The organism is Pseudomonas fragi (assembly GCF_025426255.1).
Lineage (GTDB): Bacteria > Pseudomonadota > Gammaproteobacteria > Pseudomonadales > Pseudomonadaceae > Aquipseudomonas > Aquipseudomonas kulmbachensis.
The window spans coordinates 1307082-1324387 of record NZ_CP104861.1 but is presented as its reverse complement, the minus strand read 5'-3'; the positions used below and the strand labels follow the sequence as shown (position 1 = coordinate 1324387).

Annotated in this window: 16 protein-coding genes; 4 read left to right on the top strand and 12 right to left on the bottom strand. The window is 58.2% G+C overall.

Features of this window, described 5'->3' with window-relative positions:
* Nucleotides 1-44: 44 nt before the first annotated feature.
* From murB to N7D90_RS06180, 7 genes are read right to left on the bottom strand one after another with little or no spacing between them, the layout of a single operon-like run.
* Entirely contained in the window at nt 45-1064 is a 1020-nt protein-coding gene (murB, locus tag N7D90_RS06210; RefSeq protein ID WP_261741342.1) for a UDP-N-acetylmuramate dehydrogenase, read from the bottom strand.
* A complete protein-coding gene (gene kdsB, locus N7D90_RS06205; RefSeq protein WP_261741341.1) occupies nt 1061-1825 on the bottom strand; it encodes a 3-deoxy-manno-octulosonate cytidylyltransferase in 765 nt (254 codons plus the stop codon). Before kdsB ends, murB begins: the two co-directional genes overlap by 4 nt.
* Nucleotides 1822-2007, bottom strand: coding sequence for a Trm112 family protein (locus N7D90_RS06200; protein WP_019827923.1), 186 nt, complete (start codon nt 2005-2007; stop codon nt 1822-1824). The genes kdsB and N7D90_RS06200 overlap by 4 nt, the downstream gene beginning before the upstream one ends.
* Nucleotides 2008-2037: 30 nt before the next feature.
* Nucleotides 2038-3042 (bottom strand): tetraacyldisaccharide 4'-kinase, encoded by a 1005-nt coding sequence (gene lpxK, locus N7D90_RS06195; RefSeq protein WP_261741340.1) that lies wholly within the window; start codon nt 3040-3042, stop codon nt 2038-2040.
* Nucleotides 3042-3470, bottom strand: a complete 429-nt coding sequence (locus N7D90_RS06190; RefSeq protein WP_261741339.1) for an ExbD/TolR family protein — start codon at nt 3468-3470, stop codon at nt 3042-3044. The genes lpxK and N7D90_RS06190 overlap by 1 nt, the downstream gene beginning before the upstream one ends.
* Nucleotides 3467-4102, bottom strand: coding sequence for a MotA/TolQ/ExbB proton channel family protein (locus N7D90_RS06185; protein WP_261742390.1), 636 nt, complete (start codon nt 4100-4102; stop codon nt 3467-3469). The genes N7D90_RS06190 and N7D90_RS06185 overlap by 4 nt, the downstream gene beginning before the upstream one ends.
* A gap of 48 nt (nt 4103-4150) precedes the next feature.
* On the bottom strand, nt 4151-6355 hold the full coding sequence (locus N7D90_RS06180; RefSeq protein ID WP_261741338.1) for a DNA internalization-related competence protein ComEC/Rec2: 2205 nt from the start codon (nt 6353-6355) through the stop codon (nt 4151-4153).
* Between the two features lie 145 nt (nt 6356-6500).
* Here N7D90_RS06180 and N7D90_RS06175 point away from each other — a divergent pair, with 145 nt between their 5' ends.
* Nucleotides 6501-7016 (top strand): DUF2062 domain-containing protein, encoded by a 516-nt coding sequence (locus N7D90_RS06175; protein WP_261741337.1) that lies wholly within the window; start codon nt 6501-6503, stop codon nt 7014-7016.
* 140 nt (nt 7017-7156) lie between these two features.
* Here the strand turns inward: N7D90_RS06175 and N7D90_RS06170 are convergent, their stop codons facing one another.
* From N7D90_RS06170 to N7D90_RS06160, 3 genes are all read right to left on the bottom strand, one after another.
* Complete coding sequence (locus N7D90_RS06170) at nt 7157-7936, bottom strand: ABC transporter permease (protein ID WP_261741336.1); 780 nt, start codon at nt 7934-7936, stop codon at nt 7157-7159.
* A complete protein-coding gene (locus tag N7D90_RS06165) occupies nt 7933-8865 on the bottom strand; it encodes an ABC transporter ATP-binding protein (protein WP_261741335.1) in 933 nt (310 codons plus the stop codon). Before N7D90_RS06165 ends, N7D90_RS06170 begins: the two co-directional genes overlap by 4 nt.
* A 133-nt stretch (nt 8866-8998) precedes the next feature.
* A complete protein-coding gene (locus N7D90_RS06160; RefSeq protein WP_261741334.1) occupies nt 8999-9625 on the bottom strand; it encodes a glutathione S-transferase family protein in 627 nt (208 codons plus the stop codon).
* A gap of 151 nt (nt 9626-9776) precedes the next feature.
* On the opposite strand from N7D90_RS06160, the gene N7D90_RS06155 reads away from it, so the two are divergent.
* Together N7D90_RS06155 and N7D90_RS06150 are read left to right on the top strand one after the other, a co-directional pair.
* Nucleotides 9777-12224 carry an acyl-CoA dehydrogenase gene (locus N7D90_RS06155; RefSeq protein ID WP_261741333.1) on the top strand — a complete coding sequence of 816 codons (2448 nt, stop codon included), beginning with the start codon at nt 9777-9779 and terminating at the stop codon, nt 12222-12224.
* Between the two features lie 63 nt (nt 12225-12287).
* The gene (locus N7D90_RS06150; RefSeq protein WP_261741332.1) at nt 12288-12704 is read left to right on the top strand and encodes a PA2817 family protein; all 417 of its coding nucleotides are present in this window, start codon (nt 12288-12290) and stop codon (nt 12702-12704) included.
* Between the two features lie 118 nt (nt 12705-12822).
* On the opposite strand, the gene N7D90_RS06145 is transcribed toward N7D90_RS06150, so the two are convergent.
* Nucleotides 12823-13767, bottom strand: coding sequence for a LysR family transcriptional regulator (locus N7D90_RS06145; protein ID WP_261741331.1), 945 nt, complete (start codon nt 13765-13767; stop codon nt 12823-12825).
* Between the two features lie 87 nt (nt 13768-13854).
* On the opposite strand from N7D90_RS06145, the gene N7D90_RS06140 reads away from it, so the two are divergent.
* Nucleotides 13855-14481, top strand: a complete 627-nt coding sequence (locus N7D90_RS06140) for an alanyl-tRNA editing protein (RefSeq protein WP_261741330.1) — start codon at nt 13855-13857, stop codon at nt 14479-14481.
* Here N7D90_RS06140 and N7D90_RS06135 read toward each other — a convergent pair.
* Nucleotides 14478-17210, bottom strand: a complete 2733-nt coding sequence (locus N7D90_RS06135; RefSeq protein ID WP_261741329.1) for a dermonecrotic toxin domain-containing protein — start codon at nt 17208-17210, stop codon at nt 14478-14480. The genes N7D90_RS06140 and N7D90_RS06135 overlap by 4 nt on opposite strands.
* Between the last annotated feature and the right edge of the window lie 96 nt (nt 17211-17306).

The following is a 17306-nucleotide window of genomic DNA, read 5'->3' as shown; positions in this document are numbered from 1 at the left end:
AACTGGCGGGGCTTTTTTTATGCTTTCAATTTCAACTGCGAACCTCAGTACACGTTGGGTTCCATCTCCAGCTGTACTGAAAAACGCTGCAGAATGTCGGCCTGAATCCGCTGCGCCAGCGCCAGCAACTGCAAACCCGTAGCTGAGCCATGGTTGACCAGTACCAGCGACTGTAAACGATGCACGCCTGCATCCGCCTCGCGAAAGCCTTTCCAGCCCGCCGCCTCGATCAACCAGCCCGCCGCCAACTTCACCTGCCCATCGGCTTGCGGATAACCAATCAGGCCGGGGTGCGCCACTTTCAACTCAGCCGCCAACACCGCCGACACCAGCGGGTTTTTGAAGAAGCTGCCAGCATTGCCCAACACTGCCGGATCCGGCAGTTTTTCGCTGCGAATACTGCAGATCGCCCGACTGACATCACTGGCTGTCGGCTGTTCAATGCCCTGCTCGGCCAGGCGCTGACGCACAGGGCCGTATTCCAGATGCAGGTGCGTGGCGCGACTGAGGGCAAATCGTACGCGTAGAATCAACCAGCGCCCGGCCTGCTGCTTGAAGAGGCTATCGCGGTAAGCAAAGTTGCACTCAGCCAGGCTGAATTCGCGCAGCTCGCCAGTTTGCCGGTCAAGCGCCGTAAGCCCGGCGAACACATCCTTGATCTCGACGCCGTAGGCACCAATGTTTTGCATCGGCGCGGCACCCACGGTGCCAGGGATCAGACTTAGGTTTTCGAGCCCCGACAAACCCTGCGCCAGGGTCCACTGCACAAAGGCATGCCAGACCTCGCCCGCCTCGGCCTCAACCACAACCCGATCACCGTCTTCTTCCAGCACGCGAATGCCGCGACTGGCCATGCGCAAAACCAGCGCCGCAACATCACCGGTCAGCAGCAAATTGCTGCCGCCGCCAATGACCAGCAACGGCAACTTGTGATCGGCCGCACACAGCAACGCCTCACGCACATCGGCATCGCTGTGGGCTTGCGCAAACTGGCTCGCCTTCACATCAACGCCAAAGCTGTTGAAAGGCTTAAGCGACGCATTGACCTGCAGATCCAAACTCATGACTCCAGTAAGCGCCGAACGCGCTCGAGGTCTTCTACGGTATCCACTCCGGCAGGCGGGGCCTCAAGCACATCAGCCACGTGAATGCGCACGCCATGCCACAGCGCTCGCAGTTGCTCCAGACGCTCGGTATTTTCAAGCCAGCAAGGCCCCCAGCTCACGAAGTCATGCAGGAAGCCTGCGCGATAGGCGTAGATGCCGATATGCCGACGATAGGGCACGCCCGCTGGCAGTTTGTCCGGGTGTTGAGCGAAATCATCCCGTGCCCACGGCAACGTGGCCCGGCTGAATGTCAGCGCCAGCCCATTGATGTCACTGACCACCTTGACCACATTGGGATTGAACAGGGTCTCGACATCGTCGATCGGCTCGGCCAGAGTCGCCATGCTCGCTTCGCTGTGGGCGGCCAGGTTGACGGCAACCTGATCGATCACCTGCGGCGGAATCATCGGCTCGTCGCCCTGGACATTGACCACGATGGCATCGTCAGCCAAGCCCAACTGCGTGGCCACTTCGGCCAGGCGGTCAGTACCGGACTCGTGATCGGCACGGGTCAGCAGCACCTCGGCGCCAAACGCCTTGCAGGCCTCGACGATGCGCGCATCGTCAGTGGCAACCACCACCCGCTGCGCGCTGCTTTTACAGGCTTGCTCCCAGACGTGCTGGACCATCGGCTTGCCGGCGATCATTTGCAGCGGCTTGCCTGGCAAACGGGTCGATGCATAGCGCGACGGGATAACAACTGTGAAAACCGGAATCATTTATCCAGACGCTCATCAGCTGAAAGGGTGCGGGCTTCGGTTTCGAGCATGACCGGAATGCCGTCACGGATCGGATAGGCCAGACCTGCGCCCTTGCTGATCAGCTCGGTCTTGTCGGCGCTGAGTTTGAGCGGGCCTTTGCAAACAGGGCAAGCAAGGATATCGAGCAATTTGGTGTCCATAAGGGTTCCCCTGGATAAAGATGAGTCAGATCAAACGTGATCGGGCAAAAGACCCTGCAGCCGTTGATCAAACCATAGAACGAAAGCTGCCGACGGCACTGCGTCAACGGCCAGATACCACCAGTCGGGTGACGCAAAGCCGCGGCACTTCACCGCGTCCTTTTCGGTCATGACCACGGGCAGCTGCGGCGTAAAACTCAGCGCTTCGGCGCTGTAGAGCGCGTGATCGGCAAAAGCATGGGTAATTGGCCGCCAGTGTAGCGTTTCAAGAGTCGTGAAGAAACGCTGCGGATTGCCGATCCCGGCCACCGCATGCAGCGCTTGTTCAGCAGGAAAATAGTCCAGCGGCTGACGTTCACCAGTGAGCAGGTTAATCAGCGCAGTGGGCTTCAGCTCAAAGGCAAAACCGCCCTGCGGGTCGCTGCAAGCGCCGTTATACAACACCGCATCGACACTTTGCAGGCGCTCGACCGGTTCGCGCAATGGCCCAGCAGGCAGGCAGCGGCCGTTACCCAGACCTCTGGCATTATCGATCAGCACCAGCTCCAGATCCCGGGCCAGGCGGTAATGCTGCATGCCATCGTCAGACAGAATCAGGTCCAGCGATTCGCTGGCCAACAACGCTTTGACCGCACGACTGCGGTCCGGATCGATCATCAATGGCACGCCGGTACGCTGCACGATCAACAAGGGTTCATCCCCCGCCTGCGCGGCACTTTGCTCAGCGCTCACACGCCAGGGAAACTGAGGAGGCGTGGCGCCATAACCGCGACTGACCACACCGACCCGCAGCCCCTTGCGCTGGCAATGCTCGATCAGCCACAGAATCAGCGGTGTTTTGCCGGTGCCACCGACCGTGATGTTCCCCACCACGACCAACGGCACCGGGGCGCGGTAAATCTGGCCCTCACCGGCGACAAAACGTGCCCGTTTGCGCTCCACCACTCGACGGTAAAGACATTCAAGCGGGCGTAACAGGGTCAGCAGCGGGTGCCCGGTGTACCAAGCGCGCAACAAACGATCGGACATGGCCATCAGGGAGTCGCCTGCGCCTCAACAGTGGTCATGCGCAAATGGCTGAAGCCGAGCTTGCCGGCCGCGTCCATCGCAGTAATGACCGCCTGATGCCGGGTTTTACCGTCGGCGCTGATCGACAACGGCAGACTGGTATCACCGCCGGATTCTTTCTGCAGAGCCTCCATCAGGCTCGTCAGATCGCTCTTCGGCAACAACTGGTTGTTAACCGAAAACACACCGTCCGCGCTAATGGCGATATCCAGTTGCTTGGCGTTCTGGTCGTCGGCGGGCGAGCCGCTTACGGCCTCTGGCAGATCGACGCGCAGCTGGGTTTCGCGGGTAAAGGTGGTAGTCACGACAAAAAACAGCAGCAGGATAAACACCACGTCAATCAATGACGCGAGGTTGATATCGACCGTTTCCCGTGGCTTGCGGCGAAATTTCACGCTTTGCTCCCGACCACATCGACTTCGCGGTCGCCCTGTACCACTTCGACCAGCTTAATCGCTTCTTGCTCCATGCCGACCACCAGCTCGTCAACCCGACGTTGCAGGAAGCGATGGAAGAAGACTGCGGGGATGCCCACCATCAGACCAGCGGCAGTAGTAATCAGCGCCTTGGAAATACCCCCCGCCAGCACGGCGGCGTTGGTGGTCATGCCCGAGCCCATGAAGGAGCTGAAAATATCGATCATGCCCAACACGGTGCCCAGCAGGCCCAGCAACGGCGCCATTGCAGCAATCGTACCCAGCGCATTGAGGTAGCGCTCAAGCTCGTGAATCACCCGGGCGGCAGCCTCTTCGATGCACTCTTTCATGATCTCGCGACCATGCCTTGAGTTGGCCAGGCCCGCGGCCAGAATCTCACCCAAAGGCGAGTCGGCGCGCAGTAATTTGAGTTTTTCCTTGTCCATCTGTTTGTCTTTGATCCAGACCCAGACCTGGCCGAGCAGATGCTCCGGGGTCACGCGACTGGCACGCAGGGTCCACAGGCGCTCGACAATAATGCCCAGCGCGGCAACAGAGCTCAGAATGATCGGCAGCATCATCCAGCCGCCGGATTTGACCAGTTCCCACACAGTGACAATCCCCTCGAAAAAGTGCGCCACTCTACCACAGGGACACTATCAATCGCGCCAGAACCGGCGCTGGTCGCGCATGCTCTCGGCCTTGCCGTTCGCTCCCAAACGAAACCACACCGCACCTTGCTCGGCGCTGTCCCACACCTGCAACCCCAGCGCCTGGTAACGGGCCATCACGTGCGGATGGGGGTGACCAAAGTTATTAGCATGCCCCCGGGAAATCAGCACTGCTTGCGGCGCCAGCGCCTTGAGAAAAGCCATCGACGACGAGGTCTTGCTGCCGTGGTGTGGCGATTGCAACCAGCGGGTAGGAACAGCCAGCGAGCTTTTCAGCAGGGCGTGCTCGGCGCGGGCGTCGATATCGCCCGTCAGCAGCAGCCGCTCAGTACCTGCCAGCACCTGCAGCACACAGGATTTCTGGTTGCTGTCAGTCGCATCAGCCCACTGCCAGAGCGAAAACTTGACGCCATCCCACTCCCAGCCTTCCCCACTGACGCACGGCTGCGCCTGCAATTGCTCTGGCAGCCCTGGCACATCACCCCCGAGCACCCGGCCCACACTGAATGCTCGCTGCACCGCCAACGCACCGCCCGCATGATCCGCGTCGGCGTGGCTGAGCAGCATCACATCCAATGCCCCAACCCCCAATGAACGCAACGCAGGGACCACGACCCGCTCGCCCTGATCGAAATTCCGGACCTTCGGGCCTGCGTCATATAACAGCGTGTGATTACGGGTGCGCAAGACCAGCGCCAGCCCCTGCCCGACATCCAGTTGCAGTACCTCGACCTGGCCATGGGGGATCTGCTCACGGGGCGCAAATACCGCCAACAGGACCAACGGCCAACCCAACGGCCGGAGTGCTACCCCGGCAGGCAGCAGCAGGAGCAGGACTCCAAGGGCTGTCAGCAGCCAAATGTAAATCGGCGCGACTGCAGGCGACCAGGGATTAAAAACACCGCCCAGCAGGTGCAGCCCTTGAATCAATACGTCGAGCAAGCCGCCCGACAGCCACAGCAGATTTTCACCCAGCACGGGCACAGGTAGTAGCAACGTACCCAGCAGCGCTGTCGGTAGCACCACCAGACTGATCCAGGGTACGGCCATTAAATTAGCCAGCGGCCCGGTCAGGCTGATGGGCAAACCGAGGATCCACAGCAGCGGAAACAAGCCCAGAGCAATCAGCCCCTGCGGTCGCAACCATGCAGCCCGCCAGCTCCATGCCCCCAAACGCGCACTGAAGGTAAAAATCAGCACTGCAACGGCTGCAAACGACAACCACAAGCCCGGCCTCAAACTTGCCAGCGGCTCCACGAGCAACACCGCATTGAGGGCCAACAGAAAAGGCAGCCACACGCCCAGATGACGAAACCGCAAACGCCATATCAGCACCAGCCCCAGCATCACGCAGGCGCGCTGCACCGGCACTTCAAAGCCCGCCAGTGCGCCATACCCAGTAGCCCCCGCAAACGCCAGACCGCAGGCCCAGGGCAGCCACGGCAAAACCCGTGGCCACACACCATAACGCGCCATCAGGGCTATCAACCCATAGATCAACCCGGCAAACAGCCCGATATGCTGCCCCGAGATCACCAGTAAATGCACCGTGCCGGTCGCTTGCAGCAGCGCCCAGTCGTCACGGCTCAGCCCCGAACTGTCGCCCATGACCAGTGCCGCCAGCCAAGGCGTTCGACCATTGGCATCGATCTGCAACAGGCGCTGGCGCAAACCGTCACGCCAGGCATGACTGGCGGCCATCAGTAACCGGCCATCCTTGACCACACCTGTCGCACCAATCCGTTGCGCCAGCAACCAGGCCTGATAATCAAAACCCTGGGGGTTAATCAAACCCCTGGGCTTCTTGAGCTTGACCGCCAGCCGCCAACGTTCGCCACTGTTGACGGGCGGCCCGCCATACCAGCTCAACCTGATGGTCGTGGGCAATGTACCGTGGCGCGACATGGCGCCCTGCAATTCAAAACGTACTGAGCCGCCAGTGTGTTGCGGCAACCCGACCACTCGCCCTTCAATCCAGAGGGTGCGACCATCGAGTGAATCCGCCAGGCGGTCATCCAGCGCCCGTTGCCCCTGAACACAGGCCCAGCTCAACCCAAGCACAAAAAGCCCCACCTGCCAGGCGCGCGAGACCAAGAGCAATAGCCCCGCCAACAGCATCAGCAGCAACCAGCCCGCTGAGGGCAACGCGGGTAAAAACCGCAGCGCAATCAGGCCCGATGCGAGCGCAAACATCCCTGTGTACATGCCTATACTCAACTTATCCCTTTGACTCGGATTAGTTGGAATCGGGGACGCGCGCTTAAGAAATTGTCACAAAGTCTGAATAGGCATCCTGTCGAATTTGGGCATACTGCCCCCTTGACCTAGGGAGAGGCCCATGCCACGGCGTTTAATCAAACGTTTCATGCCAGATCCGGCCCTGATCAGGGAACACAAGTCCTTACGATTTTTGGGCACCTTGCTGCATGACCCCAACCTCTGGCACCTCAATCGTCACTCCGTGGCCCGAGCGATGGCAGTAGGGATCTTTGCCGCTTTTATCCCTATGCCGTTTCAAATGCTGCTGGCCGCCTTCCTGGCGATAAACGTGCGCAGCAATATGCCGATATCTGTAGGGCTGGTATGGCTGACCAATCCGATCACCATGCCGCCGGTGTTTTATTGCACCTATAAGATGGGCGCCTGGCTGATGAATGTGCCTGCACGCGCCCTGCCTGATGAATTGACCTGGGAGTGGATCAGCGGCCAACTTTCAACCGTATGGCAGCCATTTTTACTGGGCTCTGTAGTTTGCGGCGTGGTGCTCGGGACTCTGGCCTACTGCCTGACCATGCTCTATTGGCGCTGGTGGGTCAGCCGAAAGTGGAAAAGCCGCAAAAACCAGCGCCAATAGAAAAGGCCCCGAAAAGGGGCCTTTCTTATGGTCTGACCTGCAGCCGCTGAGGAGCGCAGCGAGGCAGCGATTGGCTGCGCAGCGCGCCCTGACATTCTGGCCCTTTTCGCAGCCTCATACCTCGTCAGCGGCTACAAGAGCTACTGACGCATCCCGCGGCCGCTGACCAGCAGCTTGGCGCAGCCCAAGTACAGCACGATCGTTGCGACCACCATAAAGGTCAGCGCTACGCTGATCTTGATGTCCGAAACGCCCAGAATGCCGTAACGGAATGCGTTGACCATATGCAGCACCGGGTTGGCCAGTGACACGCTCTGCCAGAATGGCGGCAGCAACGTGATCGAATAAAACACCCCACCCAGGTACGTCAGCGGTGTCAGCACGAAGGTCGGGATAATTGAAATATCGTCGAAGTTACGTGCAAATACGGCGTTGATAAACCCCAGCAACGAGAAGATCGTCGCCGTCAGCACCACGACCACAATGGTCAGGCCCAGGTGATGCACTTGCAGGTGAGTGAAGAACAGCGACAGCAGGGTCACGATCAAACCCACGATCAACCCGCGCAAAATGCCGCCGACAGTGAAGCCGATCAGAATGGTGTGGGGCGAAACCGGCGAAACCATCAGCTCTTCAATCGAACGCTGGAACTTGGCGCCAAAGAAGCTCGACACCACGTTGCCGTAGGAGTTAGTGATCACCGACATCATGATCAGGCCCGGTACGATGTACTCCATATAGGTGAAACCACCCATATCACCGATTTGCCGACCGATCAGATTACCGAAGATCACAAAGTACAGAACCATGGTAATCGCTGGCGGCAGCAGGGTTTGTGGCCAGATCCGCATAAAGCGTCGAACTTCGCGGTAAACAATGGTGTTCAACGCAATCAGGTTGGGGCGCAGCTCCGAGCTCATATCGCCACCTTTGCCAGGTTTTTTTCGACCAACGACACGAACAACTCCTCAAGGCGATTGGTTTTATTGCGCAGGCTCACCACTTCGATGCTTTGCGCTGCCAGCTGAGTGAACAGGCCGGTAATACCCACGGCTTTGTCGACTTGCACTTCCAGCGTAGTGGCGTCGAGCAATTGACTCGGATAGCCGATCAACTGCGGAGTCGCATGCTGGGGGTATTTCAAGTCGAGCAAAAAGGTCTCGACATGCAACTGGCCCAGCAGTTGGCGCATGCTGGTGTTTTCAACAATGATGCCGTGATCGATGATCCCGATATTGCGGCACAACTGCTCAGCCTCTTCCAGGTAATGCGTGGTGAGGATGATGGTGGTGCCCTGCTCGTTCAGCTCCGTGAGGAAGCTCCACATCGAGCGACGCAGCTCAATGTCCACGCCAGCAGTGGGCTCATCGAGAATCAACAGACGTGGCTCGTGCACCAGCGCCCGTGCAATCATCAAACGGCGCTTCATGCCGCCGGACAATGAGCGTGAAGGCGTATCACGCTTATCCCAAAGCCCCAATTGCGTCAGGTACTTTTCGGCACGTTCCTTGGCGACTTTCGCCGGGATGCCGTAGTAACCCGCCTGGGTCACAACGATATCAAACGTCTTTTCAAACTGGTTGAAGTTGAACTCTTGCGGCACCACGCCAATCGAGCGTTTAAGCGCGGCCGGATTACGATCAAGGTCATGGCCAAAGATATTCACCGTACCGCCGGTTTTGTTTACCAGGGTCGAGAGAATGCCGATGGTGGTGGATTTGCCGGCACCGTTAGGCCCGAGCAAGGCAAAAAAGTCACCTTCGGCAACATCCAGATCGATACCACTCAGGGCCTGGAAACCGTTGCCGTAGGTTTTGGTTAGCTGCCGTATGGACAGAGCGGAACTCATATCGGATTACGCACCAAGATGGGGAAAGGGGGAGGTATAAATAAGGGCGAACAGCCTGTAGGGCAAGTCCGACAAGGCCGTATGGTGCTTGGCCTCGCCGCACAAGTACAGTCGCCCGTATTAATAGTGGCTATTAAGTCAACGCGGTCATCACTGCATTTCTGTAGGCCGGACGCAGCTTCAGGCGCTCATACCAGGCAGCCAAATGCGGCAGGGCCGGGCGTTCGATGGGCATTTCAAACCAGGCATAAATGAAAGAGCCCAGCGGGATATCGCCCATGCCGATTTCATCACCGGACAAGTAGGGTTTTTCCGCCAGAGCCCGATCCGCAATAGCCAGCAACTCAGCGCAGGCATTAATCGCAGCGTTAATGGCCACCCAGTCCTGCTGCTCGGCAGGCGTGCGCAAGACACCCCAGAACACCGTGCGAAAAACCCCGGCAAACGAGGTGCTGGTCCAGTCCATCCACTTGTCAGCCTGAGCCCGGACACGGGCATCGGTCGGGTACCAGGACGTGTCCGCCCCGTATCGGGCCGCGAGATAACGCACAATGGTGTTCGATTCCCACAGCACAAAACCGTCGTCTTCCTCGATCACCGGCACCTGGCCATTAGGGTTCAACGCCCGATACTCAGGGCTGTTGACGACGCCAAATGCACCGCCCGCCTCTACCCGGCTATACGGCAACGCCAACTCTTCGACACACCACAATGCTTTTCGAACGTTCGACGAATTCTTGCGACCCCACACTTTCAGCATGATCTGGCTCCTGATTGATAGACGCCGAAGGAGTCTACGCCGGGATGACGAACTCCGTCTCCAACGCATGGTCACTATCCTTACGACCCTGATCGAAAGTTGCGACTAAGCTCACAAGGGTGCACGCCCCTGGTTTCATGGAGGATTGAATATGCTGTTGTTGTGGATATTGGTTTTGATTGTTGGCATCGCCTATATGGCGCATCGCCGCATCGCCCCCCTGACGACCATTGCCGTGGTCGCAGTGTATTTGCTAGCGATGGGTGTTATCGGCCATGTGCCGGGGTGGTTGCTGGCGATCCTTTGGCTGTTGCTGGCAGCGCCCACCGCTCTGCTGCTGTTACCAGACTTGCGGCGCAAACTGTTTACCGCCCCGTTATTCAACTGGTTTCAAAAAACCCTGCCGCCGATGTCGCAAACCGAGCGCGATGCGATAGACGCCGGCACAGTCTGGTGGGATGGCCAGCTGTTTAGCGGCCGCCCCGACTGGAACCAGCTGTTGGCCTACCCCAAGGCCCAGCTCACCGAAGAAGAACAAGCCTTTATCGATGGCCCCACTGAAGAGCTGTGTGCGATGGTCAGCGACTGGGAAATCGGTCAGGCCATGGATTTACCACCGCACGCCTGGGCGCATATCAAGGAACATGGCTTCTTTGCCTTGATTATCCCAAAAGCCTACGGCGGCAAGGGCTTCTCGGCCTACGCCCACTCCCAGGTCGCGATGAAGCTGGCCACTCGTAGCGGCGACCTTGCTTCCACCGTGATGGTGCCCAACTCCCTGGGCCCGGCCGAACTGTTGCTGCATTACGGCACCGACGAGCAACGCAACCATTACCTGCCGCGCCTGGCCCGTGGCGATGACATCCCTTGCTTTGCCCTGACCGGCCCGCTGGCAGGCTCCGATGCCGGGGCAATGCCCGACACCGGGATTATTTGCAAAGGCCAGTGGCAAGGCGAAGAAGTCATCGGCCTGCGCCTGAACTGGGAAAAACGCTACATCACCCTCGGCCCGGTCGCGACCCTGCTTGGGCTGGCGTTCAAGGCCCACGACCCGGAGCACCTGCTGGGCGACAAGGAAGACTTGGGCATCAGCCTGGCCTTGATCCCCATCGATACCCCCGGGGTTGAGATTGGCCGTCGCCATTTGCCTTTGGGCGCAGCGTTCATGAATGGCCCGAACTCGGGCAAAGATGTGTTTATCCCGCTGGACTACTTGATCGGCGGCCAGGAAATGCTCGGCAAAGGCTGGATGATGCTGATGAATTGCCTGTCGGTCGGGCGCTCTATTTCACTGCCTGCGGTGGGCACCGGCGCCGCCAAGTTCACCAGTCTGGTAACCGGGCAATACGCTCAGGTGCGCGAGCAATTCAATGTGCCACTGGCCGCTTTCGAAGGTATCCAGGAAGCCTTGGCGCGCATTGGCGGCAACGCTTGGCTGATGGATAGCGCACGCATGCTCACCGCCAACGCGGTGGATCTTGGCGAAAAACCTTCGGTACTGTCGGCGATTCTCAAGTACCACCTCACCGAGCGCGGCCGCGAATGCATCAGCCACGCAATGGATGTTCACGGTGGCAAGGGCATCATCATGGGGCCCAACAACTACCTGGGCCGCAACTGGCAGGGCGCGCCGATCTTTATCACCGTGGAAGGCGCGAACATTCTGTCGCGCAACCTGATGATTTTTGGTCAGGGCGCCATCCGTTGTCACCCCTTTGTGTTGAAAGAAATGGCCCTGGCGGCGCGCGAAGACAAAGATCAGGCCTTGCTGGAATTTGACGCCCTGCTGCTCAAGCACATCGGTTTTGCGATCAGCAACAAAGCCAGCACCTTTGTCTTGAACCTGGGCCTTGGTCGTTTTGAGCATGTACCGGGCAACGCCTTGAGCCAGGGTTATTTCCGCGCACTGAACCGTCAGGCTGCCGCTTTTGCACTGCTCGCCGACTTGAGCATGATGCTGCTGGGCGGCGAGTTGAAACGCCGCGAGCGTTTGTCGGCGCGGCTGGGTGATGTGCTGAGCCATATGTACTTGGCCAGCGCTGCGCTCAAGCGTTATCACGACCTCGACTCACCTGCACACCTCGACCCGCTGTTCAAATGGGCCATGGAGGAAAGCCTGGGGCATGCCGAGCGCGCACTGGATGAACTGCTGAAAAACTTCCCAAGCCGCGCTCTGGGCTTTTTACTGCGCGGTGTGGTGTTTCCGTTTGGCCGACGCCATACCGGGCCTTCAGACGCACTGGATGCTGAAGTCGCTGCGGTACTGGGGCGTGCCAAAGGTGATCCAACCCTTGAGGCGGTGCTCGCGGGTTGCTATCGCCCGCAATCGCCGGATGACGCCGTGGGTGCTCTGCAGCATGCCTGCGACCTGCTCAACGAGGCGCGCCCGCTGCACAAAAAACTCCACGATGCGCTGAAAAGCGGTCAGGTCAAACCGGCGGCAGGAGAACCGTCCATCGATGCGGCGCTGCAAGCCGGGGTGTTGCAACCGGCTGAAGCCCAGACGTTGCGCACCGCAGAAGCCGCGCGTCGCAAGGTGATTGATGTGGATGACTTCTCCAAGGAGGAACTGAGCCACAGCGAAGGAAAGATTCGCTAACAGGACAACCGGCGCCGGGGGCTTTATACTCCGGCGCCCGTTTTGCTCTAGAGGACACCCGCAATGGCCACCAACGATCTGAACCACAACCTCGTCTTGCTCGACATTCTGCGCAGCATTCTGGTTGCTGTCGGTGACGCTGAGCAGATCCCTGAGGAAAGCCACGCGTTGTTTCTGGAACGCTTTGACGATATGCGCAGTTCGCTGCCGGTTGACCCGATCAACAGCCAGTATCTGGGCCAGGACATCATGTGCCAGGTTATCGAACGCTACCCACAGATCGCCCACCTCGTCCCGCGTGACCTGCTGTGGTACTTCGGCGGCGCCTGCTTCAACTTCCTGTCGGATGAGGAGCTGGACATGTATGAGGCGCTGGAAGAGCGTCGTCACGAAGCTGAACAGAACGATGAACCGTTCGACTGGAATCAGGAAAAACAGCTGATGGCGATGCCTGTGTCTGAAGACAGCCCGAAGCACTGATTGCCCTACTGAATATTCAAAGCCCGCCCGGTTTACCTGGCGGGCTTTTTTTTGCTACTGCCAAAAATCGAAAGCCCTGTAGCCGCTGCCGAGGCACGAAGGCTGCGCTCCTCAGCGGCTACACCCGCGAACGCCAAATTTCCAGGGTTGGTTCCTGCGCCAGTCGCTCCACCAGAAAATCGATAAACACCCGCATTTTTGGCGGCAGGTAACGCGAAGGGGCATGCAGCAACCATGCTCCGCCGTGGTAGGAAGCAATAAAGCTCCACTCGGGCAACACTTGCACGACCTGCCCTTGTTCCAGCGCCTGGCGCGCCGTGAAATACGGCAAGCTTCCAATCCCTATGTGTTGCAATACCGCATCCAGTCGCACCCCGGTGTGGTTGGCCGCATAACGCCCGCGCACTCCAACGGTAACCGTTCTGGCGCCCTGTTTGAATTTCCATCGCGCATCGGCTGGTGTTTCCCCCAGATAAATACAGCTGTGCCCGCGCAAGTCTTCAGGCTGCGTCGGCACCCCGTGTTCTGCCAGGTAAGAGGGCGTGGCACACAACACATGCTCGATCGGGAACAACTGACGCCCCACCAGCCCTGGCGGCGGCTGGTCGGTAATACGAATACTCAAGTCAACGTTGTCATCAATCAGGTCGACATAGCGGTCTTCCAGAATCAATTGCACATCGACTTTTGGGTAGCACCGCAAAAACTCGGGCATATGCGGGTGAATCACATACCGCCCCACCGCCTTGGGCACGCTGACCCTAATCAGGCCTTCGGCACTCTGGGTAAAACGCCCACTGAGGTCCATCACTGACTGCGCAGCCCCCGCCACCTCACAGCAGCGTTTGAAGACCTCTTCACCCTCATCGCTCAGGCGTAATTTACGCGTGGTGCGTTGTAGCAAACGGATCGCCAGGGCTTTCTCCAGACGGGAAACACTACGACTGACCGCCGAGGGCGAAGTCCCTAGCTGACGCGCCACTTCGGAGAAGCTACCGGCCTCGACCACCTTCACAAACATCACCATTTCGGCCAGTAACGACACAGGTAGATTTATGCTCACAGCGCACAGGTCCATTGAAATTTAGGCGGATTATCACAATTGAGGCGCAACTCTATACTAAAAAAAGAAACCGACCAGGAAACCGCAATGACCCAACGCCTGTTTTTTACCGACGATGCACTGATTGCCGATATCAACGTGATCAGTTGCACCCCCCACGAAGACGGATTTGCCGTCACCGTGCAAGCCACCCCTTTTCATCCTCAAGGCGGCGGGCAGCCATGCGACCTGGGCCATATCGGTTACAGTGAAGTGGTCAAAGTGCTGCAAGAGCAAGACGCCATCGTGCATTACGTCAAACAGGTCGTAGCACTTGGCCCGGCCCGTGCGCAGGTGGACGCCCCCCGCCGCCACCTCAACGCTCGGCTGCACAGCGCCGGGCACTTGATTGGTGTGGTGGGGGAACAGGCCGGTTGGCTGCCGACCAAGGCACATCACTGGCCAGGCGAATGCCGTGTCAGCTTCACCCCCGGCGATGACGCTCAACCGTTGGAAGCGCTAGCCATCGAGCAACAACTTGAACGCTGGATCAGTGCAGACTTGCCGCGTCAGCTGAACCTCGACTCCCAGCAAAGAGCCATCAGCTTTGGCGACTTGCCGGGGTATCCGTGCGGCGGTACCCATGTGCGCTCGCTGGGTGAATTACAGGCTGTCAGTGTGCTGTCCGTGACCCTAAAAAAAGGCGTGCTCTCGGTTCGCTACCATCTCGATTAAGGGCTTTCCGTTGGCTGAACGTCCTTGAGTACGGCAAAGAAAACCCGATTAACCAAATCGCGGTCCATGTTCGCTCGATATACCGCGATGTAGTCGTCAGGGTTCCTGGCCTTGGCATACAGGGCCTTCTCACTCAAAAAACGCTGATCGGCAAATTTCAGATGCGCCACCTCAAAATCATTCACCGCAGAGCCCTGAGCCTTGTAGTGAACATGAGCAAACCATAATGGGCTGCCATCACGATCCTTGATGCTGAACTCTTGCAGGTAGTCCTTGCGTGGTCCCTTGAACAGATGCTGACGTGGCCCTTCAGCCGCGATACTCACCTCCCCCTGAGCCTTGAGGTATTCAACACCGGTACCGGTGGGCGGCAGTTTTTTAATCAGACTGATCCGCAATGCTCGTCCTTCCGCCCGTAAACGGAGGGCGCTGGCCTTGAGTTCGTGGCTCAACGTCGGCGTTGCGGTCTTGTCCTCCTGCTCCAACGCGGTAAATTCCGCACTGTCGGTGGCCACCACTTGATCAATTTTCTGAGCAATGTCTTCCAGCGAACGCGCCTTGAACTCCATGATTTCTTCAAGTTCGATCGGTATTTTTGAGGCCACTGCCCGCGCCCTGTTCTCCAGGATCGCGCCATCCACTCGCGCCAGCAAAGCCCTACCGTCGATCATCAACCTCGACAGATTTTTACTTTGAGAGATCAATACCGGGATCGGTTGAGGTGTTTTGGTGGCGCTGATCGTCACCCACTCTCCCCTTTCAAGACGGCGATAGGAGGTCAAGGGCTGACGTCTACCACCCTCCGCCTCTTCACCCACATCGACTATTTCGTCAGTGGCACCTGCAGCAGGCTCTCGTATAGTTCCGACCAAGGTTGTGTTATCGGTGGTCTTGAAGAACTTTTGCCGCGACTTGCCAGCCGCGACCTTACTGCGCACCGGCTTCATCAGCCGGCTGGGCCCCGGCCTCGGTTCATCCAGTTCTGAGGATGAGCTTTCAGAGTCGCGAATCACCATGGCCAATTGGACTTCAGCAAATTTGCGCAAATACGTGGACAACTGCGCGTCCGGGCGAAGCATGCGCTGCAGCATTCGCCAACCAGCCTCGGTAAATCCGCACTCGCCCTTGATCTTTTTCTCCAGTGCGAGCATGGGCAATTGAATGCTCATCTGGGTTTTATACAGGGCCAATCGGCCGGTTGACTCGGTGGTGTCCTCGATCAGCTTTTGTTTGAGCAGTTCGATGTAACGAGTGCCAATATCCAGTTCATCCACCAGGTTTTTGACGTAATCCACGCTCAACCAGCCCGGCAAAACCTCACTCTCCCGATCCGCAACATTCATCAGCGCTGAAGGTTTGCCACCGATATACGCCAGTGCAAACTCGGTCAAAGGCATGGCTGTTTGGGCAACCTGCCCCAATGCAAGGTTTTCAATGATCACTTCCTGGACAGTGATCTGCGCTACATCCACTGCAGATTGTGGGTATTGCGCCTTGATACGGGCCGCAAGCAACTGCTCAGCAAAAACAGGCAACGCAACAATGCCCTCCAGAAACGTTTGCCCTTTGGTCTGCGAGTGCCAAATGACTTGCTTGATCATCAGCTTGCTGTAAGCCAACAGGTCCAGCGCGCTGGCTTGCTTCAACCACAAGGGCAACCGGGACATGATGTGGTCGTAGTAAAGCCGCTGCGCCGGGCTGAAAAAAGGGAATACAGAACAGGCATCATCGAGAGTCAGTACCAAGCGCTCCACGCTCCAGCGTTCAGCCTGGGCTCTTGGGCCTGTGGCGCCAATGTCTTGAAGCTTTTTATCCAATAGGCTCAGAGCCAGGGCGGTAAAAAAATGACCTTCCGGCTCGTACAAGCTCCAGTCAAACACGCCCCCTGCACTCACACCTTGCACATACTGGCTCAAGGAAGCCCCGAACGACTGCAAGGTGTCGTACAGCTCAACCCCTTTGTCTTGCGAATAACTCAAGATCAGCAATCGATCTGTCATTTGTCGCGTCACCAGCATCATGCCTGGCAGTTGAACAAAGCCGGAAAGGTTGTTTGGAGTGCTTTCAACAGCGACCAGATAAGCATGCAAAGGGGTTTCAGCGCTGACTTGTAGACGCTCGGCCTTGTCGGGAAAGCTAACCACCACGGCCAGGGCAGCAGCCTGTTCATTCGAGAGTGCCGATCCCCAGGCTGAATTGGGCACGAAGCTGCTCACACCCGCCTGCAAGGCCCGCTTCAACCACTCAACCGGGCTGATGTTGCCTGCACTGTTCTCGCTCCAATACCGGGCCAGTGCGTGTTGATACGCTGTAATCAACAACGCAGCACAGTCGTTGATCATTACCTGCACTTGCGCCATGTCCACGCTCAGCAGGTACAGGTCTTCGACATCATCATCGGCGACCAGATAGTGGACGCCCTGTATCAGGCGAAGCGGCTGTGCGTCGATATAGCCCTGAATCATCACATCCACGACGGGCATATATCGAAAACGGGGGGAAAGGCTGGCAGATTCGGTCTCGAAAAGATCCGGATAAGGGATGGGTTCAACCAGCTTGAGCTGGCCGACGTGCACATCCCTGGAAGGGTATTTCTCTAGCCACTGCTCTTTGAACAGTTGAGCGATTACGCCTTGAAAGCTGGGGTGCGGCGCAAATGTCCGGGCGGCAAAACTGCTTATGCCAAGATCGCGCGGCATCAGGTCGGGCGTTGACGAGTGTGTGTTCATGGGCTGTCCATTGCGTTAGTCATCACAGAGCGGTCGGGCCCGAACTTGAACGCCCAGGCCAAACCTTTGCCGGTGATTAAATCCAATGAACATTTT